This window comes from Psychroflexus curvus (assembly GCF_020164585.1).
GTDB classification, from domain to species: domain Bacteria; phylum Bacteroidota; class Bacteroidia; order Flavobacteriales; family Flavobacteriaceae; genus Psychroflexus; species Psychroflexus curvus.
This window is the reverse complement of record NZ_JAIQZF010000001.1, coordinates 363,783-389,541: the sequence shown is the minus strand read 5'-3', so window position 1 is coordinate 389,541 and position 25,759 is coordinate 363,783. Positions and strand designations below refer to the sequence as shown.

General features: G+C 35.5%; 27 protein-coding genes. 6 read left to right on the top strand and 21 right to left on the bottom strand.

The window, feature by feature from the left end; all coding sequences use genetic code 11:
• Nucleotides 1-3 precede the first annotated feature (3 nt).
• From hisIE to LB450_RS01555, 20 genes are all read right to left on the bottom strand, one after another.
• A complete protein-coding gene (gene hisIE, locus LB450_RS01650; RefSeq protein WP_224486107.1) occupies nt 4-606 on the bottom strand; it encodes a bifunctional phosphoribosyl-AMP cyclohydrolase/phosphoribosyl-ATP diphosphatase HisIE in 603 nt (200 codons plus the stop codon).
• A gap of 127 nt (nt 607-733) precedes the next feature.
• Complete coding sequence (gene hisF, locus LB450_RS01645; protein ID WP_224486106.1) at nt 734-1,489, bottom strand: imidazole glycerol phosphate synthase subunit HisF; 756 nt, start codon at nt 1,487-1,489, stop codon at nt 734-736.
• Nucleotides 1,490-1,499: 10 nt separating this feature from the next.
• Entirely contained in the window at nt 1,500-2,225 is a 726-nt protein-coding gene (hisA, locus tag LB450_RS01640; protein WP_224486105.1) for a 1-(5-phosphoribosyl)-5-[(5-phosphoribosylamino)methylideneamino]imidazole-4-carboxamide isomerase, read from the bottom strand.
• A gap of 59 nt (nt 2,226-2,284) precedes the next feature.
• Nucleotides 2,285-2,659, bottom strand: coding sequence for a four helix bundle protein (locus LB450_RS01635; protein WP_224486104.1), 375 nt, complete (start codon nt 2,657-2,659; stop codon nt 2,285-2,287).
• A 207-nt stretch (nt 2,660-2,866) separates the two neighbouring features.
• Nucleotides 2,867-3,466: an imidazole glycerol phosphate synthase subunit HisH gene (gene hisH / locus LB450_RS01630; RefSeq protein ID WP_224486103.1), complete on the bottom strand. Its 600-nt coding sequence runs from the start codon at nt 3,464-3,466 to the stop codon at nt 2,867-2,869.
• Nucleotides 3,467-4,600, bottom strand: a complete 1,134-nt coding sequence (hisB, locus tag LB450_RS01625; protein ID WP_224486102.1) for a bifunctional histidinol-phosphatase/imidazoleglycerol-phosphate dehydratase HisB — start codon at nt 4,598-4,600, stop codon at nt 3,467-3,469.
• A complete protein-coding gene (gene hisC, locus LB450_RS01620) occupies nt 4,597-5,637 on the bottom strand; it encodes a histidinol-phosphate transaminase (RefSeq protein WP_224486101.1) in 1,041 nt (346 codons plus the stop codon). The genes hisB and hisC overlap by 4 nt, the downstream gene beginning before the upstream one ends.
• Before the next feature lie 9 nt (nt 5,638-5,646).
• Nucleotides 5,647-6,936, bottom strand: a complete 1,290-nt coding sequence (hisD, locus tag LB450_RS01615) for a histidinol dehydrogenase (RefSeq protein WP_224486100.1) — start codon at nt 6,934-6,936, stop codon at nt 5,647-5,649.
• A complete protein-coding gene (gene hisG / locus LB450_RS01610; RefSeq protein ID WP_224486099.1) occupies nt 6,936-7,793 on the bottom strand; it encodes an ATP phosphoribosyltransferase in 858 nt (285 codons plus the stop codon). The genes hisD and hisG overlap by 1 nt, the downstream gene beginning before the upstream one ends.
• A gap of 207 nt (nt 7,794-8,000) precedes the next feature.
• The gene (locus LB450_RS01605; protein ID WP_224486098.1) at nt 8,001-8,816 is read right to left on the bottom strand and encodes a prohibitin family protein; all 816 of its coding nucleotides are present in this window, start codon (nt 8,814-8,816) and stop codon (nt 8,001-8,003) included.
• Nucleotides 8,817-8,827: 11 nt separating this feature from the next.
• On the bottom strand, nt 8,828-10,840 hold the full coding sequence (locus LB450_RS01600) for a vWA domain-containing protein (RefSeq protein WP_224486097.1): 2,013 nt from the start codon (nt 10,838-10,840) through the stop codon (nt 8,828-8,830).
• A 9-nt stretch (nt 10,841-10,849) separates the two neighbouring features.
• Nucleotides 10,850-11,596, bottom strand: a complete 747-nt coding sequence (gene fabG, locus LB450_RS01595; RefSeq protein WP_224486096.1) for a 3-oxoacyl-[acyl-carrier-protein] reductase — start codon at nt 11,594-11,596, stop codon at nt 10,850-10,852.
• 65 nt (nt 11,597-11,661) lie between these two features.
• Nucleotides 11,662-12,537 carry a succinate--CoA ligase subunit alpha gene (sucD, locus tag LB450_RS01590; RefSeq protein ID WP_224486095.1) on the bottom strand — a complete coding sequence of 292 codons (876 nt, stop codon included), beginning with the start codon at nt 12,535-12,537 and terminating at the stop codon, nt 11,662-11,664.
• A 74-nt stretch (nt 12,538-12,611) separates the two neighbouring features.
• Nucleotides 12,612-13,022: a hypothetical protein gene (locus tag LB450_RS01585; protein WP_224486094.1), complete on the bottom strand. Its 411-nt coding sequence runs from the start codon at nt 13,020-13,022 to the stop codon at nt 12,612-12,614.
• The gene (locus LB450_RS01580) at nt 13,019-13,954 is read right to left on the bottom strand and encodes a UDP-3-O-(3-hydroxymyristoyl)glucosamine N-acyltransferase (RefSeq protein ID WP_224486093.1); all 936 of its coding nucleotides are present in this window, start codon (nt 13,952-13,954) and stop codon (nt 13,019-13,021) included. Before LB450_RS01580 ends, LB450_RS01585 begins: the two co-directional genes overlap by 4 nt.
• A gap of 10 nt (nt 13,955-13,964) precedes the next feature.
• Nucleotides 13,965-14,531, bottom strand: coding sequence for an elongation factor P (efp, locus tag LB450_RS01575; RefSeq protein ID WP_224486092.1), 567 nt, complete (start codon nt 14,529-14,531; stop codon nt 13,965-13,967).
• Between the two features lie 6 nt (nt 14,532-14,537).
• Nucleotides 14,538-15,320 carry an acyl-ACP--UDP-N-acetylglucosamine O-acyltransferase gene (gene lpxA, locus LB450_RS01570; protein ID WP_224486091.1) on the bottom strand — a complete coding sequence of 261 codons (783 nt, stop codon included), beginning with the start codon at nt 15,318-15,320 and terminating at the stop codon, nt 14,538-14,540.
• 1 nt (nt 15,321) lies between these two features.
• The gene (locus LB450_RS01565; protein WP_224486090.1) at nt 15,322-16,716 is read right to left on the bottom strand and encodes a bifunctional UDP-3-O-[3-hydroxymyristoyl] N-acetylglucosamine deacetylase/3-hydroxyacyl-ACP dehydratase; all 1,395 of its coding nucleotides are present in this window, start codon (nt 16,714-16,716) and stop codon (nt 15,322-15,324) included.
• Nucleotides 16,703-17,737: a UDP-3-O-(3-hydroxymyristoyl)glucosamine N-acyltransferase gene (lpxD, locus tag LB450_RS01560; protein ID WP_224486089.1), complete on the bottom strand. Its 1,035-nt coding sequence runs from the start codon at nt 17,735-17,737 to the stop codon at nt 16,703-16,705. The genes LB450_RS01565 and lpxD overlap by 14 nt, the downstream gene beginning before the upstream one ends.
• A gap of 24 nt (nt 17,738-17,761) precedes the next feature.
• A complete protein-coding gene (locus LB450_RS01555; protein WP_224486088.1) occupies nt 17,762-18,991 on the bottom strand; it encodes an HD domain-containing protein in 1,230 nt (409 codons plus the stop codon).
• 37 nt (nt 18,992-19,028) lie between these two features.
• Here LB450_RS01555 and porX point away from each other — a divergent pair, with 37 nt between their 5' ends.
• From porX to LB450_RS01525, 6 genes are all read left to right on the top strand, one after another.
• Complete coding sequence (gene porX / locus LB450_RS01550; RefSeq protein WP_224486087.1) at nt 19,029-20,579, top strand: T9SS response regulator signal transducer PorX; 1,551 nt, start codon at nt 19,029-19,031, stop codon at nt 20,577-20,579.
• A gap of 4 nt (nt 20,580-20,583) precedes the next feature.
• Entirely contained in the window at nt 20,584-20,994 is a 411-nt protein-coding gene (tsaE, locus tag LB450_RS01545; RefSeq protein ID WP_224486086.1) for a tRNA (adenosine(37)-N6)-threonylcarbamoyltransferase complex ATPase subunit type 1 TsaE, read from the top strand.
• 57 nt (nt 20,995-21,051) lie between these two features.
• Complete coding sequence (locus LB450_RS01540; protein WP_224486085.1) at nt 21,052-22,257, top strand: alanine dehydrogenase; 1,206 nt, start codon at nt 21,052-21,054, stop codon at nt 22,255-22,257.
• A gap of 9 nt (nt 22,258-22,266) precedes the next feature.
• A complete protein-coding gene (locus LB450_RS01535; protein WP_224486084.1) occupies nt 22,267-22,641 on the top strand; it encodes a DUF4258 domain-containing protein in 375 nt (124 codons plus the stop codon).
• A gap of 58 nt (nt 22,642-22,699) precedes the next feature.
• Nucleotides 22,700-22,990 carry a hypothetical protein gene (locus LB450_RS01530; RefSeq protein ID WP_224486083.1) on the top strand — a complete coding sequence of 97 codons (291 nt, stop codon included), beginning with the start codon at nt 22,700-22,702 and terminating at the stop codon, nt 22,988-22,990.
• A 132-nt stretch (nt 22,991-23,122) separates the two neighbouring features.
• Entirely contained in the window at nt 23,123-24,547 is a 1,425-nt protein-coding gene (locus tag LB450_RS01525) for an MltF family protein (protein WP_224486082.1), read from the top strand.
• Here LB450_RS01525 and LB450_RS01520 read toward each other — a convergent pair.
• Nucleotides 24,544-25,722 carry a hypothetical protein gene (locus LB450_RS01520; protein ID WP_224486081.1) on the bottom strand — a complete coding sequence of 393 codons (1,179 nt, stop codon included), beginning with the start codon at nt 25,720-25,722 and terminating at the stop codon, nt 24,544-24,546. The genes LB450_RS01525 and LB450_RS01520 overlap by 4 nt on opposite strands.
• Between the last annotated feature and the right edge of the window lie 37 nt (nt 25,723-25,759).

The window sequence follows — 25,759 nt, the reverse complement described above, 5'->3', positions numbered from 1 at the left end:
TTACTATTTTTTAATTCTAAACTTTAGAATGTCTTCCACATCTTTTAGTTTAAAACCTTTCTGCTGAAGCAGTATGAGGTAATGAAAAAGTAAATCTGCACTCTCATTCAAAAACAGATCATCATTATCGTCTTTTGCTTCGATGACCACTTCAACGGCCTCCTCTCCTACTTTCTGAGCAATTTTGTTAACGCCCTTTTCAAAGAGACTGGCTACATAACTTTCATCTGGTTTCCCTTCCTCTTTACGCTGTTTGATTGTATTTTCCAAGTGAGTTAAAAATCCAAAGGTGGTTTCATTATCTTCTTTCCAGCAGGTATCTGTTCCTGTATGACAAGTCGGTCCGTTGGGGTGAACGCTGACGAGCAAGGTGTCATTATCACAATCCACTTGGATATCAACAAGATCCAAAGTGTTACCGCTTTCTTCTCCTTTAGTCCATAATCTATCTTTGCTGCGGCTGTAAAAAGTAACCAATTTTGTATCCATTGTTTTTTTGTAGGCTTCTTCATTCATGTAACCTAGCATTAAAACATTTTTGGTCACTGCATCTTGAATAATAGCCGGAACTAAGCCATCATTATTTTTATTAAAATCAATCGTCATAAGTATTTTTTTTATTCAAACCTGTTTATTTTTTATCTTCCCGAATCGAAATGACATTCGAATGTACTCGAAGTAACATCTGACTGCGTTTAAGATAAAATTACCCACAGATTCATTATTTTCAATGTTATATTCTAATAGAAATTCCGTTGGTTTTAAGTTCTTTTTTTAGGTCAGAGATGTCTATTTCCTTAAAGTGAAACACACTCGCTGCCAATGCTGCATCTGCTTTACCCAGTTTGAAGGTATCTTCAAAGTGCTTTACATTTCCAGCACCACCTGAAGCAATGATAGGAATGTGAAGTTCTTCCGACAATTTTGCCAAAGCTTCATTAGCAAAACCAGCTTTGGTGCCGTCGTGATTCATAGAAGTGAATAGAATTTCTCCGGCACCTAATTCCTGAACTTCTTTTGCCCATTCTAATAAATCGATATCTGTAGGTTGCTTCCCTCCTACCAAATGTACTTTCCAGTTGCCGTCGATTTGCTTAGCATCAATAGCTACTACTACACATTGAGACCCAAAACGCTTGGCCACTTCTGAAATTAACTGAGGATTTTTTACAGCCGCAGAATTGATTGACACCTTATCTGCACCTGATTTCAAAAGCAAAGCCACATCTTCAACGGAAGATATTCCGCCACCAACGGTGAAGGGAATATTGATATGCTTAGCAATATCTTCGACTAATTTGGCTAAAGTTTTTCTTCGTTCTTCTGTAGCTGAAATGTCCAAAAAAACCAATTCATCTGCATAGTTATCAGCATAAATTTTGGCTAATTCTACTGGATCACCTGCATCTCGTAGTTCAACAAAATTCACGCCCTTGACGGTACGGCCGTTTTTGATATCCAAACAGGGTATTATTCTTTTTGTAAGCAAAGTCTTCTATTTAGTGTTCTAAAATAAATTTTTCTAATTCTTTTAAGCTGATTCTGTTCTCATAAATCGCTTTCCCAATAATGACGCCTTCACAGCCAATTTCGAATACATCTTCTAAATCCCGAAGATTTGAAATACCGCCGGAAGCGATGAGTTTGAGCTCAGGATTTTTTTTAAGGATAGAGGTATACAAATCAACCGAAGGTCCTTCTAACATACCGTCTTTAGAAATATCTGTTGAAATCACATATTCAATACCTTCCTTTACAAAATCCCTGATAAACTTTTCAATTTGAAGGTCTGAAGATTCTTTCCACCCACCAGTGGCAATCTTACCATCTTTAGCGTCGGCTCCAAGAATAATCTTTTGTGAACCAAATTTAGCAACCCAATCCAAAAATAAAGCTTTATCGGATACTGCTATACTTCCTCCAGTGATTTGCTGAGCACCACTTTCAAATGCAATTTGAAGATCTTTATCAGATTTTAGTCCGCCCCCAAAATCAATTTTCAAACGGGTATGCGTTGCAATGCTTTCAAGAATCTTGTGATTCACGATGTGTTTTGACTTAGCACCGTCCAGATCCACAAGATGTAAATATTCAATACCGCTGTCCTCAAAAGCCTTGGCGACTTCCAGTGGGTTTTCATTATACACCTTCTTGGTGTCGTAATCACCTTTAGAAAGTCTTACACATTGGCCTTCAATGATGTCTATAGCTGGTATTATTCTCATGAATCAAAATTAAAAGTTAGAAGTACAAAGGTAGAAGTATAAAAAGTATAATCTTTACTTTAAGTCTTCCTTCTATCTTCATTTTTTATGTTTCTTCTGGCTGTGTTAATCGAAGCAACAGTAATTGCTAAAAGTTCTTTTCCTTCATTCTTCAAAATCTCAACTTCTTTAGAGTATTCAGGTAAAATTTCACCGAAAATCTCTAACCAATATACACTTTCATCAACTTCCTCTTCTACGATTTTTAGCTTGTTAATAAAATCTGCAGTTGATTTTGCACGTTGTGATGCCCTATAATTTGCTCCCACAGAACTACTACTCCTAATCAATTGATTTACAAAGGCATTATATTCTCTTGATTTTGGAATTTTCAAACAAAAATGCCAGCAATCCATTGCAAATCTTTTAGTTCTATTTAGTAATTCAGTCTTCAATTTTCAAAGGGTATTAAATATTAAACGTACAATAGTCGAAGGAAAAGCAAACATTTTTTTTGACATCTTTCATAGAATTACTTTTTAATTTGTACTTCGAACTTCTAATATAGCACTTCGTACCTCTAATATTTTTCTTTGTATTTCAATTGCTTTTTACTTCGTACTTCTAATATTGTACTTTGTATTTTGTTTACTTTGTACATTTTACTTCGTACTTCTAATATTCAAGTTTATAAAATTCTTCAAAATCTCTTCCCCTAGTTTTCCAGACTTTTCCGGATGAAATTGAACGCCATAAAAGTTGTCTTTATGAAGGGCAACGCTATAGTTTAAACCATAATCTGATGTGGCTATACTGTTTTTGTGAGTTGGGACGTAATAACTGTGTACCAAGTACATATAGGAGTTTTCCGCGATGTTAGTAAATAATTCTGATTTCAAGTCAAATATAATATTCCAGCCTACCTGAGGGACTTTCAAATCTGTTTTGAACTTAACCACATCGACATCAAATATATCTAAGCCTTTGGTATCACCTTCTTCGCAGTGGTTACACATCAGTTGCATACCAAGGCAAATGCCTAGAACGGGTTGTTTCAAATTAGGGATTACAGTGTCCAGACCAGTGCTTTTAAGCATGTTCATGGCACTACTGGCTTCTCCTACCCCTGGAAAAATGACCCGATCTGCTGTTTTAATCGTTTCTGCATCACTGGTTAATTCTGACTCGTAACCTAAACGCTGCAGTGCAAACTCTATACTTTTTACATTTCCAGCACCGTAATCTATTATGGCTATTTTCATCTAAAGTTGTCCTTTTGTACTTGGTAAAATCATTTTTTCAGCATCGCGCTTTACTGCCATTTTTATGGATTTAGCGAAGGCTTTGAAGATAGCTTCAATTTTGTGATGTTCGTTATCGCCTTCAGCTTTTATGTTTAAATTACACTTCGCGCCATCAGTAAAGGATTTGAAAAAGTGTATAAACATCTCAGTAGGCATTTCACCGATTTTCTCTCTCTTGAATTCAGTATCCCAAACCAGCCAGTTTCTTCCTCCAAAGTCAATGGCAACCTGAGCTAAGCTATCGTCCATCGGTAAACAAAATCCATAGCGTTCAATACCGAGTTTGTTGCCTAAGGCTTTGGCAAAAACTTCGCCCAGAACAATAGCCACATCTTCTATCGTATGGTGTTCATCAACCTGAAGATCGCCTTTGGCGAGTAAGTTTATGTCTATATGACCATGTCGTGCTATTTGATCTATCATGTGATCAAAAAAATGAATTCCAGTAGAGATATTACTTTCCCCGGTACCATCCAGATTAATGCTGACTTCTATGTCGGTTTCTTTGGTGGTTCGTTTTAAACTTGCGGTTCTGGTCTCTAACTTCAAAAAGCTGTAAATCTCTTTCCAGGAATTGGTCCTCAAAGCAACAAAAGATTCTAATTCAGAATCAGAATTCTCCGTTTCTCCTTCGCCTAAATTGGTTTTATTATCTATAAAAATACCTTTAGCTCCAAGGTTTTTAGCCAGCTCTACATCGGTCATTCGGTCACCGATGACAAATGAATTTTCAAGATCATAGTCAGATTCAAAATACTTGGTCAGCAAGCCTGTTTTAGGCTTTCGTGTAGGTGCATTGTCTTCTGGAAAGGTTTTATCTATGTATGTATCTTCAAAATAAACACCTTCATTTTGAAAGGTATGAGCGATGAAATTTTGAACCGGCCAGAAGGTGTGTTCAGGATAAACTTCTGTCCCCAGACCATCTTGATTGGTAATCATAACCAGTTCGTAATCCAGTTCAGCAGCGATTTTACTCATGTAGGTAAATACCTCCGGGTAAAACTCTAACTTTTCAAAACTATCGATTTGCTCATCGGCAGGTTCCTTGATAAGCGTTCCGTCTCGATCTATAAATAAAACTTTTTTCATGTGTTAAGTTGTTTTAGAACCTTGAGTAAACTTTGATTTTGCTCTGGAGTTCCAACCGTAAATCTCAAAGAATTTTCGCAAAGATGCTGATTTGTTCGATTTCTAACGACAATTTTTTGATCTAAAAGTTGATTGTATCTATAATTAGCATTATCGACCTTACAAAGTAAGAAGTTGGATTCTGAAGGATAGATATGCTCAATCCAGCTTATCGTTTTAAATGCTTCTGAAAGTAGTTCGCGTTCAGATTTTATAATCTCAACTTGAAATAAATAATTTTCAAAGTTTTGAACGACTTCCAAAGCCTTTTTTTGACTCAATTGATTGATGTTATAAGGTGGCTTAATTTTATTAAGCACTGAAATAATCCGCTCACTGGCAAAACACATTCCTACGCGTATTCCCGCGTGGGCAAGTGCTTTAGAAAAGGTCTGAGTAATGATTAAATTGGGATAATCATTCAATTCTGAAATAAAAGAACTATTGGAAGCGAAATCGATATAAGCTTCGTCAATCACCACCAATCCGTCAAAATCATCCAGAATTGTCTTGATATCATTGATCTGCAATAGATTACCTGAAGGGTTATTTGGAGAACAAATAAAAATTAATTTAGTGTTTTCAGTGATTGATGAAAGCACCGAGTTGACATCAATCTGGAAGCCCCTTTTTAAAGGAACTATAACCGTTTTAATATCGTTTAAATTTGCCAAAACCTCGTACATCCCGTAAGTTGGCGGCATGGTAATAATTTCATCTTCTTTAGGCTCACAAAAGGCTCTAAAAATTAAATCTAGAACTTCATCGCTTCCATTTCCTAGTAAAATATTTTCCTTTGGAATTTGTTTTATGTCAGAAATTGCAGCCTTTAGCTCATGTTGATAAGGATCGGGATAGCGGTTATAATCCGTGTTAAACGGGTTTTCATTGGCATCCAAAAACAGATAATCTTCAGCATCTGCATTGAATTCATCCCGAGCAGAAGAATAAGCAGACATATTCTTCACATTTTTTCTTATCAGGTTATTTAAAATCATTTTCTAATATTATTTATTTTCAACCTCATTTCTTCTCAAAGTCATCGCATTTTTATGAGCCTGTAAGCCTTCGGCTTCAGCCATCAATTCCACGGCTTCACCAATATGTTTGATGCCTTCCTCGGTTATTTTTTGGTAGGTAATCGCTTTGTTAAAACTATCCAGGTTAACTCCACTATACTGCTTGGCATAACCATTGGTAGGCAACGTATGATTGGTTCCAGATGCATAATCTCCGGCACTTTCAGGGGTGTATTTTCCTATAAATACAGAACCTGCATTGTTGATGTTTTCAACAAAATAATCATCATTCTTAGTAGAAATGATAAAGTGTTCAGGACCATAAAAATCAATCAGCTCCAAAGCTGAAGCCTGGTCTTTGACCAAGACGAATTTTGAATTTTCTATAGCTTTAGCTGCCATCTCTTTTCTTGGAAGATCCTTCAATTGATTATCGATTGCCGTTTTCACTTTCTCAATCGTAGCTTCATCAGTAGAAACCAAAACCACCTGAGAGTCGAAACCATGTTCTGCCTGACTTAACAAATCAGAAGCTACAAATTCTGGATTAGCCGTTTCATCTGCCACGACCAAAAGCTCAGAAGGTCCAGCTGGCATATCTATTGCCACATCAAAAGTAGTCGCCACTTGTTTAGCTACTGTTACATACTGATTTCCTGGCCCAAATATTTTATAAACCTTGGGGATAGTCTCTGTTCCAAAAGTCATTGCGCCTATCGCCTGTATACCACCGACTTTAAAAACTTTGTCAATTCCACAAAGCTGTGCTGTATACAAAGTCACAGGGTTGATATTTCCTTGTTTATCTGGTGGCGTGCATAATACAATTTCACTGCAACCCGCAATTTTTGCAGGGACGGCCAACATCAAAATTGTTGAAAACAATGGAGCGGTACCACCAGGAATGTATAAACCTACTTTTTGAATTGGTTTTTTGGCTTGCCAGCAAGTCACACCTGGCTGCGTTTCCACTTTCACAGGCTCAGTTTTCTGAGCATTGTGGAATTTGTGAATATTTGATTTAGCAAGTTGAATTGCAGATTTTAAGTCTTCTGAAACTTGGTCTTGCGCATTTTCAATGTCGGCTTCACTTACTTCAAAACTTTTTAAATCCACACCATCAAACATACTAGTATACTTCAGCACAGCTTCATCTCCACTTTGCTGAATGTTTTTAAAGATATCGTCTACTGTAGTTTCGATGTCTTTAAACGTGCGGGTAGGCCTTTTTAATAACTCAGCCCAGTCTTCTTTCTTCGGAAATTGAATCGTTTTCATTATAATATCATTTTTTCAATTGGACTTACGAGAATACTTTCAGCTCCAGCTGATTTTAACTCATCTATTATATCCCAAAACTTCTCTTGTTGAATGACCGTATGCACAGAACTCCAATTGGTTTCAGCCAAAGGCATTACCGTTGGACTTTTCATGCCTGGTAAAATTTTGATGATATCATCAAGCTTATCGTTAGGTACATTCAAAAGCACATATTTTGTATTTTCGGCTCTTAAAACGGAATCAATTCTAAATAAAAGTTTATCGAGAAGGATTTGCTTTTCAGCATTTAAACTTGGTGAACTAGTTAAAACGGCTTCACTTTTCAAAATAACGTCAGACTCTTTCAGGTTATTTTTGAAAAGCGTACTTCCGCTGGAAACAATATCACATATAGCATCGGCCAGACCGATATTAGGTGCTATTTCTACAGATCCGTTGATGATATGAATGTTAGCCTTAACCTCATGCTTATCTAAAAATTTCTGAAGCGTTTTTGGATAGGAAGTAGCGATTTGCTTGCCTTCAAGATCTTTTACGCTTTTAAAATCAGATTGCTTAGGAACTGCAAGTGAAACTTTACATTTTGAAAAGCCCAATCGCTTTTGGATTAATAAATCTTCCCCTTTTTCGTGAAGCAGATTTTCGCCCACAATTGCTAGATCAGCTATACCATCTCTTAAATACTGAGGGATATCTCCATTTCTCAGATAAAAAATTTCGAGAGGAAAATTGGAAGCATCTACTTTCAATTGATCCCTGCCGTTATTAATCGAAATTCCGCAATCCTTTAAAATTTTCAAAGATTCATCGTGAAGTCTTCCCGATTTCTGAATAGCTATTTTTAATTTTTCCATGTTTTATTCTTCAAATTTTGAAATTAAAAAACCCGTTAAAGCTTTATGCTCAAACGGGTTTTGTATATGTTCTCAACTCTACATATTACATTCCAACCGCGTTGAGCGAGCTAGGTAAGTGATGATGTAGATTATAATTTTTCATTACAATGCAAATTTAAACTAAAAACTTTATTTTTAAAATGCTTTTAAGTTTTTAAGAAAAAATTAGTTATTACCTAATATGATAGGCATTCCATCTTTCCCAGAACCGATAACAATTACTTTTGAATTATCAGATTTTGACAACTCGATAGTAGCTTGGATTCCTTTTTCTCTCAAAACTTTGTCAGTTAAGGATGAATTCAGAATTTCGTTTGCTCTTGCTTTACCTTCAGCCTCAATCTCTACACGACGCTTCTCTTTGGTAGCTTTTTCTAAACGAAATTCATACTCCAAAGATTCCTGCTCTTGCTTCAATTTTCGTTCAATAGCTTGTTTAATCGTGGGAGGAAGAGATACATCTCTTACTAGAATTCTATTCACCTGGACGTACTGATTTTTCAACAATTGCTGAGTTTCATCATACATTTCATTCTGAATAGACTCTCTTTTTTGTGCGTATAATTCTTCTGGTTTGTAACGCCCTACAACTGTTCTTGTTGCAGATCTTACCGCTGGTTGAATTAAACGCGAAATATACTTATCTCCCCTTTCTTTGTGCAATAGTCCTAACTGATCATAAGTTGGTTCAAACCAAATTGTTGCATCCAGTTTAATGTCCAATCCGTTTGAAGACAGAACCTGCATAGATTCATCAATTGTTTGTTGTCTTACTTCGTAAATAAACACTGTATTCCAAGGGGCTACAATATGAAAACCTTCTTCCATAGGTGCTTCATCGGTAACAACACCTCCACCAAATCGCTTAAACAAAACACCAGCCTCACCAGAATTGATGTTTACAGTAGAGTTGGCAATAAAAATAATAGCAATAACAACAACAATTATAATGGGTACTATCGCTTTAGGTAATCTTTCCATAATAATAAAATTTAAATTAGGCCTTTATATTTTCTAAAAAGCCATTCTGAACTCAAAGTTAAGGCTAATAAAAGAATAAGCCATTCAAAATCGATTAAACTCTGTGATTTTTTGATAGATTTTTGAATTGCTTTAGGCTTATCTGCCTTTAGTTTTGAAATTAATTCAGTTCGATTAGAAAAGATGTATATGTTTTCCTTAGATACAAGTTTCTGAAGACTTTTGTTGTCAGCATTTTCAAACTGCAGCTCACCTGAATGGTCTAAAATCTGAAACCGGCCTTCTTTTGTCAGGTCGACTTCTGAACTTTTGATTTTGTAGGCATATTCTCCTGATTCTAGCTTAGACAAGTCAAAAGTATATTCCTCCTCTCCTTTTAATATTCTAAACGTTTTAACATCGCCTGAAATGATATTTTCCAGTTTTATATCAAAATCAAAACGCGTATCACTTTCAAAATTAACATTGTAATACCTCACATTCAAAAATTGATTATCTCCTGAATTTATAACAGGTTCAACTTCAACTATGAGGGTGTTTTTTGATTTTGACTGAGATAAAAACTGAATGATTTTCTGAAAATTCTGATCAAATTTGATAAACGAAGACTTATCCACAAAATGCTTTGCTCTCCACCTCCAAAAATTCTCTCCAAACAATACAGATTGTTTGACGTTGTTTTCTGTTCTAAACATCCATAACGGAGATCCCACATCAACCCCATTCAATTCTTTCCTCAATAAAATTGAATAGTTTTTATTCAACTCCACATCACCGAATTTATCTTTAATTGGTGGATAGTTATTAAAGCTTAAAGCAGAAACCAGAAATAAACTAAAATCTGGATTCAATGCTGTTGTGTACTCCTCGGTTGCCGAAATCAACTCTTTTTGAAACCCAAGATTCAAGTTGTTCAATAAACCATAGTTAGTGTGTGAGCCCCCGATTATAAAATAATTTATTGATTTATCCTTAGCTTGTTTAATTAAATCCTGAAATGAGGCCTGAGGCTGATAGAAAATAAGCAAATCATATTCTGAAAGCTTACTAATGTCATCTGTAGACTTATAGTCAAATTCCAGGTCTTTATTGGACTCTAGTACTCTATTGAAAAAACCGATATCCGGATGGATCAGATCTGAAATCAAAAGTATTTTAGATCTTGAATCTATAACATCAACTGAAACTGTTTTCTGATTATTGATTCTGTTTTTTTCCTCTGAAAGTGGTTCTAATTCCACTTTAAAAACCTTCATCCCAACAGGTTCAGCAATAAGAAGAAATTCAGTTCTCACTGTACCTTTAGAGGGAATTTCGATAGTTTTAGAAGCTAAAACCTTATCATCCTGACTAATTTTCAACCTTTGTGATGTCGATGCAGATGTATTTTGACTTACGAAAACTTCAACAGGGAATTTGTTTTTAAAGTAAGAATAGTTATTGACGTTGATTAAGTCAATTTTTGTGTCCTGAAAGCTTGTTGTGTCACCTAAGATCAAAACCTTTGCCGAAAGATTAGAATTAAAAGACTTGAAATTATAATCCTCACCCAAAGTTTGATTGCCATCCGTCATCAACACAAAAGAAGTTTTGGAATCACCGAATGTATTGGCATAATCAATAGCTTTAGAGATATCGGTGGAAGTTTCAGAAAAAGTTAGGCTGTCTGCAAGTGTAGTTAAGCGGGAACCAAAACTTATGTAGTCCACATCGTAACTCTCGTTTAGTTCGTCATCATCCCGAAGCTGATTCACAAATTGATTCAATTTCGAAGACTTGGATAGTTTTCCTATAGATTCAGAATTATCAATAGCCAGCACTAGTTTTGGTTTTTTAAGACTGTAGCTGGTTGCATCAATTTTAGGATTGATGAGCAAAATTCCCAGCAAAAAAAAAGACAAAACTCTAAAAAGTGCGAGGACTCTTTGGGTTTTGTCTTTAAGTATAGTTCGATATAAAATCAATGTCAAACCCAATGCACATGCAAAATTTAGTAAAAGCAAGAGCAAAAGTTGACTTGTCATCATTATTGGTTAGGTTAACATGCCACCATCTACGCTTAAGGTTTGTCCTGTAATGTAAGAACTCATGTCACTGGCGAGGAAAACGCAGGCATTGGCAATATCCTCGGGCTGTCCTCCCCGTTTTAACGGAATAGCTTGTCGCCAACCTTCTACGGTCTTTTCATCAAGCTTTTCTGTCATTTCAGTTTCTATAAAACCTGGAGCCACTACGTTGGACCTGATATTTCTGGAACCCAATTCTAAAGCTACAGATTTAGAGAATCCAATAATACCGGCTTTGGAAGCAGAATAATTGGCCTGACCAGCGTTTCCTTTAATGCCAACAACAGAACTTATGTTGATAATGCTCCCGTGTCTTTGCTTTAACATGGGTCTTAAAACAGCTTTAGTCAGGTTGAAAACAGAGTTTAAGTTTACTTTGATCACTTTATCAAAATCATCTTCACTCATTCTCATCAACAAATTATCCTTGGTTATTCCTGCATTGTTGATCAACACATCTATGCTTCCAAAGTCTTTGATGATGTCATCTGCTAGTTTTTGAGCCTGGTCAAAATCTGAAGCATCAGACTGGTAGGCTTTTGCATTAACGCCAAATGTTTTAAGGTGGTCCTCTAGTTCCTGAGCAGAGCTTTCAGACGAGTTATAGGTAAAGGCTACATTGGCGCCGTGTTTTGCAAAAACTTCTGCAATTCCTTTACCAATTCCACGGCTACCGCCAGTGATAATTACATTTTTCGAGTCGAGTAATTTCATAAAGCTTTAAGTTTAAATATAAAAAAAGCCCTTGTTTTATAAACAAAGGCTTTTGTATACTAGTATTATTTAGATAAAACTTCTGCTACTTTTTTACCAATTTCAGCAGGAGAATCCACTACGTGAATTCCAGAATCTTTTAAGATTTTTTTCTTTGCCTGAGCGGTATCTTCACTTCCGCCTACAATAGCACCAGCATGTCCCATTGTTCTTCCAGCAGGAGCTGTTTCACCAGCGATAAAACCAATGACAGGTTTTTTACTTCCGCTTTCTTTATACCACTTAGCAGCTTCAGCTTCTAGCTGTCCACCAATTTCTCCTATCATCACTACACATTCCGTATCTGGATCTCCAACAAGCATTTCTACGGCATCTTTAGTCGTAGTTCCAATAATAGGATCTCCTCCTATTCCGATAGCTGTTGTAATTCCAAAACCTTCTTTCACCACCTGGTCTGCAGCTTCATAAGTCAATGTTCCAGATTTAGAGACAATACCAACCGTTCCTTTTTTGAAAACAAAACCTGGCATAATACCAACTTTAGCTTCATCTGGAGTAATCACACCAGGACAGTTAGGGCCAATTAATCTACAGTCTTTTCTTTTAATGTAGTTTGAAGCCTTAATCATGTCTTTAACAGGAATACCTTCAGTAATGGTTATGATTACTTTGATGCCGGCGTCTGCAGCTTCCATGATGGCGTCTGCAGCAAAAGCAGGTGGTACAAAAATGATAGTTGTATCCGCACCTACCTTTTCTACAGCATCAGAAACTGTATTGAAAACCGGCTTACCGAGATGTTTAGTCCCTCCTTTTCCTGGAGTAACACCACCAACGATATTAGTTCCGTAATCTATCATTTGTTCAGCGTGGAAAGAACCCTCGCTCCCTGTAAATCCCTGAACAATTATTTTTGAATTTTTATTGACTAAAACGCTCATAAGTTTGTTTAATTTATGTTGAACAAAAGTAATTTTTTAAGACGAGCCTTAAAAATAATTAAGTATTTAATTGTCTAATTGTGGTCATTAATAAAGGATAAAATGCCATCCAAGCCATCGTCAATAGGTTGAGACATAATATGACCTTTAAAAAGTTGATTGTTTTTTATCTCCCAAATGCTAAAAAAATCTGCTAAACCGATCAAATCTTGAGATTCCATGGTTTCAACGTTGTAAGTAAATCGTGCGCAAACCTTATTATCCTCTTCTATAAGATGAGAAAATTCTGGTGACATGTTTTCAAACGATTTACCCATTTCCTGAGACATTGACTTGAATTTATCATAGTCAAATTGAAAAAAACCCTTGCTGCTACTCCAGTCTATCTTGAGGTCTGGATGTATATATTTTTCAAATTCAGTTGAATTTTTATAATATTTTGAAGTAAAAAAATTTTTGACCAATTCTTTATTACTTTTACTCATAAATTTTTTAATTTTTTGATGATTTCTGGTATTCGATTTATGTAGGCCAGTTCCCTGTATTTCTTTTTGATGTCATCTGCCGGCGTTCCAAAATAAGTGGTATTGGGTTTTAAATTCTTGCTAATCCCTGATTGAGCATAAATAATAACTCCTTTTTCAATGGTCAGTCCACTTGCAATACCAACCTGCCCCCAAATTGTCACTTCGTCTTTAATTACTACACAGCCGGCAATACCGGTTTGTGAGGCGATAAGACATTTTTTTCCAATCACCGTATCGTGACCAACCTGAACATGGTTATCAATTTTGGTACCTTCTCCTATGGTAGTGACACCTGACACACCCTTATCTATAGTACAAAGCGCACCGATTTCTACGTCATTTCCAATTTTAATGCTACCGCCAGAAAGAAGTTTATCATGTTGTGCAGGACGGTTTTTATAATAAAACGCATCTGCACCAAGAACAGTTCCTGAATGGATTTGAACATTGTCACCAATTTCTACACCATCATAAATAGAAACATTGCTGTGAATGATACAGTTATCTCCAATTTTTACATGATTTCCAATAAAAACATTGGGTTGGATAATTGTATGTTCTCCAATTTTTGCTGAAGTTGATATGGGCTGACTAGCAGGTTCAAAAGGAGAGAAATGAGCGGTAATCTTATTAAAATCGGTGAAGGGATCCTTTGAAATCAAAAGTGCTTTTCCTTCAGGGCAATCCACTTTTTTATTAATGAGTACCACACTAGCCTTCGACTCTAAAGCTTTATCATAATATTTAGGATGATCTACAAATACAATATCACCGTGTTCTACGACATGAATTTCATTGATTCCTAAAATTTCAAAATCTGGTTGACCTACAAATTCAGTATTGATGAGCCGAGAAATCTGTTTGAGACTTTGTGGTTGTGGAAACTTCATTTAACTTAACTTATTCTTTGATTCGCTCCTTGTAAGTCCCTTTTTCTGTTTCAACCTTTACTTTATCCCCTTCATTGATAAATAAAGGAACATTGACTTCTGCGCCGGTTTCGAGTGTAGCAGGTTTTGTTGCATTGGTAGCGGTATTTCCTTTAAGGCCAGGTTCAGTTTGAGTCACTTCCAAAACCACGTGAGGAGGCATGTCTACTGACAATGGCAGATTGTCTTCTGTATTGATTAAAATAGTAACCACTTCACCTTCTTTTAATAAATTAGGCATGTCCAAAGCAGCTTCAAGAAGTCGGATTTGTGTGAAGTCTTCTACATGCATGAAGTGATAAAATTCTCCTTCCTGGTATAAAAACTGATATTTGTGAGTTTCGACTCTTACTTCATCAATTTTGTGACCTGCCGAAAAGGTGTTGTCTATCACTTTACCAGTGGTTACACTTTTTAGTTTTGTTCTCACAAAAGCCGGTCCTTTACCGGGTTTCACGTGTAAAAACTCAGTTACTTTAAATATATCATGATTGTATCTTATGCACAATCCATTTCTAATGTCGCTTGTTGTTGCCATAATTTTTTAGTTTGAAAAATATCCTTTCATGATTCCTCTCTGAGAATCTTTTATAAACTGAAGTATTTCGTCTCGTTCTGAAGTGGCCTCCATTTCAGCTTCAATAATGGAAACTGCCTGACTATTATTGTAATTTTTTTGATAAAGAATTCTATAGATATTCTGAATCTCTCTTATTTTATCGGTATCGAAACCTCTTCTTCTCAATCCCACTGAATTTATACCAACATAGGATAAAGGTTCTCTACCCGCTTTTACAAATGGGGGAACGTCTTTTCTTACCAGAGATCCGCCAGTAATAAAGGCGTGACGACCAATACTACAAAACTGTTGTACAGCAGCCATACCAGCAAGAACAGCATGATTACCAACTACGATGTGACCTGCGAGTGTACTATTGTTGGAAAACACACAATTATCCCCAACAATGCAATCGTGAGCAATGTGGCAATAGGCCATGATCCAACAGTTTTTACCTATTTTGGTCTTCATTTTATCGCTAGTCCCTCTGTTGATGGTTACACATTCTCTTATCGTTGTATTATCACCAATTTCGGTAATAGTATCTTCGTCTTCGAACTTTTTATCTTGTGGAACGGCAGAAATGACCGCTCCGGGAAATATGCTTACGTTTTTACCAATACGAGCCCCTTCCATTATGGTAACATTGGAACCAATCCAGGTTCCCTCTCCGATTTCAACATTATTATGAATTGTTGTAAATGGTTCTATCACAACATTTTTGGCGATTTTTGCACCTGGGTGAACGTATGCTAGAGGTTGATTCATATTATTTAGTTTTTACAATTTGTGCCATGAGTTCAGCCTCACAAGCTAATTTATCATTTGCATAAGCATAACCTTGCATATGACAAATTCCACGGCGAATAGGAGTTATAAGCTCCAATTTAAAGATAAGTGTATCTCCTGGAACCACTTGTTGCTTAAACTTAACATTATCTATTTTGATAAAGTAAGTTAAATAGTTTTCAGGATCTTCTACAGTGCTTAAAGCCAAAATACCTCCGGTTTGAGCCATGGCTTCAATCTGAAGCACACCAGGCATGACTGGTTTACCAGGAAAATGACCTACAAAAAAAGGTTCATTCATGGTCACGTTTTTTGTCCCGATCACCGACTTATCTGTCAATTCAAAAATTTTATCTACAAGCAAAAATGGTGGTCTGTGAGGAAGTCTATTCATAATTTCCGTCACATCGTAAAGTGGAGGCTTGTTAATATCAAACTTAGGAACCTTATTTCGTTTTTCAAGTTTAATGATTTTAGCAAGCTTTTTAGCAAACTGAGTGTTGATGGAATGCCCGGGCTTATTTGCAATAACTTTACCTCTAATATGTGTTCCTACCAATGCTAAATCTCCAATAACGTCTAATAATTTATGTCTAGCAGCTTCGTTTGGATAATGAAGCGTAAGGTTATCTAAAATTCCGTTGGGTTTTACTGAGATTTCATTTTTACCAAAGGCCTCCTGCAATCTTTCCATTGTTTCAGGTGATAGTTCTTTATCAACATAAACAATGGCATTGTTGAGATCGCCACCTTTTATAAGACCATTAGCAAGCATAGCTTCCAGCTCATGCAAAAAACTAAATGTTCTTGAATCAGCAATTTCCTTTTTGAAATCACTCATTTTATTAAGGTAGGCATTCTGTGTTCCTAATACTTTTGTGCCAAAATCTACCATTGTAGTCACCTGATACTCATCAGCTGGCATAACAATAATTTCGGATCCAGTTTCTTCATCTTTAAAAGAAATGACTTCCCCGACAATAAATTCATCTCTGGGAGCATCCTGTTCTTCTATACCAGCTTCCTCCAAAGCTTCTACAAAAAACTTAGATGAACCATCCATAATTGGAGGTTCTGAAGCATCCAGTTCCAAAAGTACATTATCGATGCCTAAGCCAACACAGGCTGCAAGCACATGCTCTGAAGTTTGAATAACAACCCCGTTCTTTTCAAGACTTGTTCCTCTATCGGTATTGGTAACTAAAGCAGCATCTGCTGGAATGACAGGTTCCCCTTCCAGGTCTGTTCTTTTAAAGGCGAGCCCATGGTTTGTAGGTGTTGGTTTAAAAGTAAGGGTAACATTTTGACCAGTATGAAGTCCAACTCCCTGAAGAGTAACTTCTTTTTTTATGGTGGTTTGATTAGTGATTTTCATTCTTGGAAAGTTGTTTTTCAATAGTGTCTATGCGGCTGATAATTTTTGGGAAATTTCGGAAATGAACATACGATTTATTGAAATCGCTATATCCAAACGCTGGAGAACCTTGTATAGCTTCGTCATCTTTAATATTTCTTCCAACCCCAGTTTGAGCTTGAATTTTGACGCGATCACCAATTTTGATATGTCCAGCTATCCCCACTTGCCCGCCAATAAGACAATTTTTTCCTATTTTGGTAGATCCGGCAATACCCGTTTGTGCAGCTATTGCAGTATGTTCGCCTATCTCTACATTGTGAGCTATTTGAATTTGATTGTCCAGCTTTACTCCTTTCCTTATAATAGTGGAACCTAAAGTGGCTCTGTCTATAGTCGTAGCGGCACCAATATCCACGTAATCCTCTACAATAACGTTTCCTATTTGTGGGATTTTTGAGTATTCACCATTATCTGAAGGTGAAAATCCAAATCCATCCGCACCAATAATGACACCGCTATGAAATGTGCAATGACTCCCTATTTGTGTTTCAGAATAAATTTTACTTCCCGCAAATATGGTGACATGGTCCCCTATAGTCACATTGTCTCCTATGTAAACGTTTGGATAAATTTTTGCTTTGTCACCTATGACAACATTCTCTCCTATGTAAGCAAAAGCTCCTATATAAGGTTCTTCTCCAAGTTTAGCCGAATCTGATATTGAACTTGGGGTTTCTATTCCTTTTTTGTCTAGCTTAATTTGATTGTAAACTTCAAGTAATTTTGAAAAAGCCTCGTAAGAATCTTCTACCTTGATCAAAGTAGTAGATAAAGGCTGATTGTTCTTAAAACTTTTATTGACTATACATATACTAGCCTCAGTTTCATAAATATACGAAGTGTATTTAGGATTGGATAAAAAAGTAAGTGAACCTTTCTGGCCTTCCTCTATTTTAGAAAGCTTATCGACTTCGGTATCGGGGTTACCCTCGATAACTCCATCTAGTATGTCTGCTATTTGTTGAGCTGTAAATTTCATCGTGGCAAAAATAGAAAAAAACGGTTAATTATAGGATTTTGGATAACATATGTAATATTTGATAACTGTCTTTGAAAGCGCCTTTAGGTTCAATTGGTCTGAGGCTGAAGAAACATCTTTTATTTCTCCATTTTTAAACCACATATTAATGTGTTCTTTATCAGGCTGATAAGCAAGGTTTGAGGTAGAACCGTCAAAAACAAAATAATTAGCTTCAGCTTCAGAGATATTAAAACTCTGCTGAACTTTTTTCAAATATTCTTCGAGTTTACTTGGATTAATAGGTTCATTTCTTAACTTAATTTTTAGTAAGTCCCTGTTTAGGATCATTTGACTTAGTTTACTCAACACGAAATCCTCATGATACTGCCATACTTTTAAAGCCGAAATAATGTCATAATCATCCAATTTTGAAAATAACTCTAAAGTGATATCATCAAAGTTTTCTGAATCAATTTTATGTCTTAAAAAATAATTTAAAGTTGAATTTTCAATGCTTTCCTGAGTCGTTTCAAAAACCAATTTTGCTCTACGCAGTAATTTAATAAGGATTTGCTCGGCACATAGGCTTGTTTTGTGTAAATACACCTGCCAGTACATCAGTCTTCTGGCGACAAGAAATTTTTCTATTGAATAAATCCCTTTTTCTTCCACCACAAGTTCATTATCAACTACATTCAGCATATTGATAAGTCGTTCACTATTGATGTTCCCCTCAGCTACACCCGTATAAAAACTGTCCCGCTTAAGGTAATCGAGTCGATCTATATCCAATTGACTTGATATGAGTTGACAAAGAAATTTCTTTTTGTGATTTCCTCTGAAGATGTCAATAGCTAAATCCAATTGTCCGTTAAATTCTGAATTCAATTTATTCATAAATTCTAAGGATAGATATTCATGAGACAAATCACTAACAATAGAATGCTCCAACGCATGAGAAAATGGGCCGTGACCTATATCGTGAAGCAAAATCGCAATAAGAACCGCTTCTTCCTCTTCATCAGAAATTTCGATCCCTTTTGATTTTAAAATGTCCAGCGTTTTTTTCATGAGATGAAGGCAGCCCAATGCATGATGAAACCTGGTATGGTTTGCTCCCGGATAAACCAAATGAGACAATCCCATCTGAGTAATTCGTCTTAACCTTTGAAAGTAAGGATGTTCTATAAGGTCAAAAATTAAAGGACTCGGAATGGTAATAAATCCATAAATTGGATCATTTATTATTTTAAGTTTGTTTCTTTGATTCAATTCAATTCTTTTTTAAAAAACAAATATACAGCTATATATGTCAAAGATAAAAGTACTTTGGGTGGATGATGAGATTGATCTACTGAAGCCTCATATTTTGTTTTTAGAGAAAAAATCTTATGAAGTAACAACCTGCCAAAGTGGTACTGAAGCTATAGATGAAGTTGTCAAAACCAATTTTGACATTGTTTTTTTAGATGAAAACATGCCTGGTCTTACAGGTTTGGAAACTCTAAACGAATTGAAAGCCATCCGAAGTGACTTGCCTGTCATTATGATTACCAAAAGCGAAGAAGAGTATATCATGGAAGAAGCCATAGGCTCTAAAATTGCAGACTACCTCATAAAACCTGTCAATCCCAATCAAATTCTTCTAAGCCTAAAGAAGAATCTAGACCATACTAGATTAATCTCGGAAAAAACAACTTTAAATTATCAGCAGGAGTTTAGAAAGATCTCAATGGAATTAACCAACGTAAACTCCTACCAGGAATGGATAGACTTATATTTAAAATTAATTTACTGGGAGCTAGAGCTAGAAACCGTTGAAGACAGTGGAATGTTTCAAATTCTTGAATCTCAAAAGAATGAAGCCAATATTCAATTCTGTAAATTTATAGATAAGAATTACCCCACCTGGTTTGAGAAAAACGCTGACGCTCCCACTCTATCTCACACGCTTTTTAAGTCTAGAATATTACCAGAATTGTCCAAAAAGCAGCCAACCCTTTTAGTTGTAGTGGATAATTTAAGATATGACCAGTGGAAATCTTTTGAATCTACAATAAACAATCATTATAAAAAAAGCAGGGAAGAACCGTATTTCAGTATTTTACCAACGGCAACTCAATATGCTAGAAATGCTCTATTCTCTGGTTTGACTCCGGCAGACATGGAAAAGCTTTATCCAGAATATTGGTTAAATGACACCGATGAAGGCGGGAAAAATCAGTACGAAAAGGAGTTTTTAGAATCCCAGCTTAGCAGACTCGGAAAGGATTACAAATTTCAATACCACAAAATAACTACTGTTTCAAAAGGTAAAAAATTGGCTGAAAATTTCAGAAGCCAGAAAGACAATGACTTGACTGTACTGGTCTATAATTTTGTAGATATGCTGTCTCATTCCAAAACTGAATTGGAAGTGATTAAAGAATTGGCTTCCAACGATAAATCCTACAGATCTTTAACTCAAAGCTGGTTTAAAAACTCCCCATTGCTGGATATTATCCAGCAAGCACAAGGTTTAGGTTTTAAATTGATAATGACCACAGACCATGGCACCATCAATGTAAAACACCCATCCAAAGTCGTTGGAGACAAAAACACAAGTTTGAACTTGAGATACAAAACAGGTAAAAGCCTTACTTACAATGAGAAAGATGTGGTTGTCGCAAAGGATCCTAAAAAAATTCAATTGCCAAGCATCAATATGTCGAGTTCTTTTATTTTTGCCAAAGAAAATTATTTTCTGGCTTATCCCAATAATTATAATTATTACGTAAACTATTATAGAAACTCATACCAACACGGAGGCATATCTTTGGAAGAGATGATCATCCCTTTTGTGGTGATGGAACCTAAATAAACTAATGAAATTAAATTATAAACTAGAAAATCTTGAGCGTATTGCCTCCGAAATCCTAGAACAGGCGAAGTCAAAATACATTTTATTTTCGGGTGAAATGGGAAGTGGGAAAACGACTCTTATCAAGGAACTCGTTAAAAAATTGGGTAGTCACCATCAAGTGTCCAGCCCTACTTTTTCACTGGTAAATGAATATGAAGGTGAAAACTCAGCCATTTATCATTTTGATTTTTATAGAATAGAAGATGAGACCGAAGCTTATGATATGGGATTCGAAGATTATCTTGACGATTCTCACTATGTATTTATAGAATGGCCGGAAAAAATTTCTAATCTTTGGCCGGAACATTACAGTCACGTCAAACTTGAAGTAAATGAGAATCAGTCTCGTTCTTTGACTTTGAATGAGTTTTAAATGAATAAGAAGGCTTTCCGATTTATTTTAATTATTTTCGCTTAACTAATTATTTCAATGAATTCACATTCTGCAAATTCACCATTTTCTGCTTCTGAATTACTTCCACAAGAAGAAATGCTTGAGATTCAGCGTTCTAAAGGACAATTGTTTATAGGTCTTCCTAAAGAAACCTCCTATCAGGAAAAACGAGTTTGCCTTACTCCAGATGCTGTTAATGCTCTAACACAAAACGGTCACAGAGTTTTAATTGAAAGCAATGCTGGTTTGCAAGCTAACTTTAGCGATAAAGATTATAGCGAAGCTGGTGGAGAAGTGACTAAAGATACAAGTAAGGTTTTTGCTTGTCCTATTATTCTGAAAGTTGCCCCTCCTTCTGAAGATGAGCTAGAAATGATAAAGCCTCAAGCTATATTAATTTCAGCTTTACAATTAAAAACACGAAAAAAATCATATTTCGAAACTCTTGCAAAAAAAAGAATTACAGCTCTTGCTTTTGAATTTATTAAAGATGAGTTTGGTGGTTATCCTGCAGTGAGGGCCTTGAGTGAAATCGCTGGGACGTCTTCCATTTTAATTGCAGCAGAGCTTTTATCGAATATGTCTGGAGGAAACGGACTCATGCTTGGAAATATAAGTGGAGTTCCTCCTGTAGAAATTGTCATTCTTGGAGCCGGAACAGTTGGTGAATTTGCTACTAGAAGTGCTTTAGGTCTTGGCGCAGGGGTAAAAATATTTGATAGTTCTCTAACAAAATTACGCTGCTTACAAAGCAATATGGGACAACCTCTGTTTACATCTACTTTGCAACCAAAGATTTTACTTAAAGCGCTGAAAAGAGCAGATGTAGTGATAGGTGCTGCAAAGGGAAATAACAGAGCTCCTGTCATAATTTCTGAAGAAATGGTGAAAAAAATGAAAAAAGGTGCTGTCATCATTGATGTAAGTATAGATATGGGTGGTTGCATAGAATCTTCTGAGATGACCACTCACGACAGTCCTACTTTTGTAAGACATGACGTAATTCACTATTGTGTGCCCAATATACCCTCTAGATATTCCAGAACAGCCTCTTTATCCATAAGTAATATTTTCACTCCTTATCTGCTTCATGTAGGAGAAGAAGGAGGGTTGGAACCTGCCTTAAGAATTGATGCCGGACTAAGAAACGGACTTTACTTTTACCATGGGATTTTGACTAATAAATCTGTTGCAGAATGGTTTGATCTCAACCATAGAGATCCTAATTTACTTATCTTTTAAAACTATTTCATGAAATTTATTCAAAGACTTGGCTACTATTTGTCTGGATTTGTCGTAGGTATAATTATGCTTATGTTTTTTTTAGGCGGCAAAAAAACCTCTTGTGACTGGGGACTGGATGCCAGAGTTTTAAAAGACATCCGAAATAAGGAACGTGTTGTTTCTGAGGATGCTCTGGTTTTTTTCAAAGAAAAACAGATAGATACTTCCTATATTTCCTATATCTTAGAAGCCGGGGATATAAATTTCAAACAAAGTAACATTGAAGCTAAACCTTGTAAAATCTATCAAGTTGAAGGTGAAGTTGACGAACAAAAGTTAGGTTTAATATTTGAAAATTGCGATTCTACTGCAGTTTTAAAAAGAGTCTTTAATTTAAAATGATTTTGTTTTTTTATGTTCACTTTTATTTTATGTTTGTTAAAACCTAACTCAATTTAGAATGAAACGTATCATCATCGATTACAAAAAACTTACCCCCGAAATACTTTCAATGCTTGTTCAAAAATACCCTGATGGATACGATGATCGGGATGTTTTGGTTTTTAAAAATTCAAAAAATGAAACTGTAGAAGCTGTAGAGGTAAAGACTGAAGATACGACTTACCTTGTAAAGATTAGTACGAGATTAGAAGATACAATGACCAAATTTGACGTGGAAGACTTTGAAACTGATGAAATGGACATGAATTATGTGGATTTACCTCAAAGCGACAATGAAGACGACGACTAAGATTAAGTGATTTATTATCAAACCCTTATAATTTAAAAGTCAGCTGTGTCTGGCTTTTTTATTTTCAAAACATTAAGAAATTACTTTGATGCATCAAAGTAATTACTATATTGAAAATTATTATATACCAATATGAAAAAAATCCTACTCTTATTATCGATTATTATTTTGAGCTGTCAGTCTAAACCAACTCAAGATAAAGAAGTCGATGAAAACGCAAAAAGATTTTCCAGAGATTTAGATGAAATAAAAGAAAGCGGTGTTTTAAAAGCACTCACCATATACTCTGGAACTACCTATTTTTTATATAAGGGTAGACCTATGGGGTTCGAATATGAATTATTGGAAAGACTTGCCAGTGATCTGGATGTAGAGCTTGAAATGATAGTCGCCAAAGACGAAAACAAACTTATTGAACTCCTACAGAAAGGGGAAGGTGACCTTTTAGCCTATGGGTATACCATAACCGAATCTAGAAAAAAACGCATTAATTTTACAACACCACTCTACTTATCACATCAAGTTTTAATACAAAGAAAACCTGAGAACTGGAGACGGATGAAATTACACGAGATCAAAAATTACCTGGTAACCAATCCTGTAGAACTTATTGGAGATACTATTTCAGTGAAACAAAATTCTTCATACGCCTCACGTGTCAAAAATTTATCTAATGAATTGGGGGGTGAAATCGTTATAGACACACTTGAAGGCACTTTATCAACTGATAAAATCATTAAAATGGTTGCAGATGGTGATATTAAATATACCATTGCAGATGAAAATATTGCTTTTATCAATTCTTCCTATTATCCCATATTAGATATCAGTACATCTTTGAGTTTATCTCAACGAATAGGATGGGCCGTAAGGAAAAGGGATACTCAGCTACTGGCCAACGTGAATCAATGGTTAGAGAATGCAAAAAAAACCACAGACTACCATGTCATTTATAACAAGTATTTCAAAAACAAAAGACTTTATAAAAAAAGAGTGAAGAGTGATTTTTATAGCATAAATGAAAATAAGATTAGCCCTTATGATGACATTATCAAAAAGAACGCAGATATTATCAATTGGGACTGGAAGTTATTAGCTTCTGTTGCTTACCAAGAATCACAATTCAAACCAAATAGAGATTCCTGGGCTGGTGCTAGTGGTTTAATGCAGATAATGCCTGCAACGGCAAGAGAACTTGGAGTTACAGACCCTTACAATCCAAACCAAAGTTTAAAAGCTGGAGCCAAATATTTAGATCAAATGATGCAAAGCCACAAAAATATTAAAGATAGTGTTCAACAGATAAAATTTGCATTAGGTTCGTATAACAGTGGTCTTTATCATGTGAAAGACGCTCAAAAACTAGCCGAAAAACAAGGCTTGGACCCTTTAGTTTGGGATAACAATGTTGAACTTGCTTTGCTTGACCTGAGTTTCCCCGAGCATTATAACAAACCATTCATCAAATATGGTTACGTAAGAGGAGAAGAACCCTTCAACTACGTAAGAGAGATTTTTAAAAGGTATGAACATTATCAGCAGTTTATTGAAGATTAATTAGACTGTTGTTGGTTAAGAATGGATTTCAATTTAGATTTCATGTCTTCAGAAGCATCGATAAGCATTTTTTCATCAGACGGGTACTCCACTGGACTTCCTCTTAACAGAAAGGCTTCATCTTTGTTTAAAACTCTTCTGTCTCCTTCAAAATCTGCGAATTTATTTTCAAAAGCAAAAGAACTTTCTAAAGGATAAGAGTTTATTTTTTGATCTGAATTCAGGTCGAAGTAATCCACTTCAGCCATAACCACAACTTCCTTAGACTGAACAGTTTCATATAAAATACCACTTGCTTTCACAAGAACATCTTCCCTGATTTTATTGCCTTTTTCGTCTAAAATGAACTCTCCATTTCTATCTTTCCTGTATCTCCAACCATCTACTATTTCTCTTTGTAAAGTGATTTGCCTTTCAAAAAGGCGTTCCGGAGAAAACTGAATTGAAGTAAAATGAACCTCCACAGAATAATCATAAGACACGTTTTCTCGAGGATCAACGTGGTATTCTGTCCAGAAATCATCTAAGTTATAGGCCGTAAAGTTGAGTATCCTCTCCTCTACCTTAAGAGGAATTATTTGTTCTGTATCATTAAATAATGAAATCAAAATAAAATCAATTCCCTTCAGATAAGCCTCTCTTTTTAAATCCGATACGTTTTTATATTCTGGATCCAAATTTTCTAGCTCTACAAAACTATTATAAGCTATGCGGCTATCGATTTTATTATTAGTGCTTAAAAGATCAGTAGCTTTTTGGTACAGGTAATCGGCATAATTTTCTTTTTCAACAATTATGTTTTCACTAAAATCATAGAATTCAAAAGCAATGGTTTCCCCTTCTTCATTCTGAAGTGGTGATAAAGGTTTAATTCTATTTTGAATACTTTGAAGTCTGACATAAGACTCATAAATAGACTTTGAATTGTCGTTTAGTGTTTCTTTCTCCAGAAAGTTTATTCGCTCTAAAGTAGACGCTCTGTATTTTTCAAAAGACTGTTTGAGTAAGCTTGCGTAGGTTCCGCTCTTATTATTTTGTTTGTTTTTTTGAAGCTGTTCTATAGACCTGTCAATTGCTTCTATAAAATTTCCAGAATTGACTGCTCGTTGAGTTTTTTTAATAGAATTGCAAGAAAATAGACATAAAACAACAACAAAAAGTAAAGTTTTTTTCATAATTCACATCTTATAAGACACTTCTAATATAGTCAAA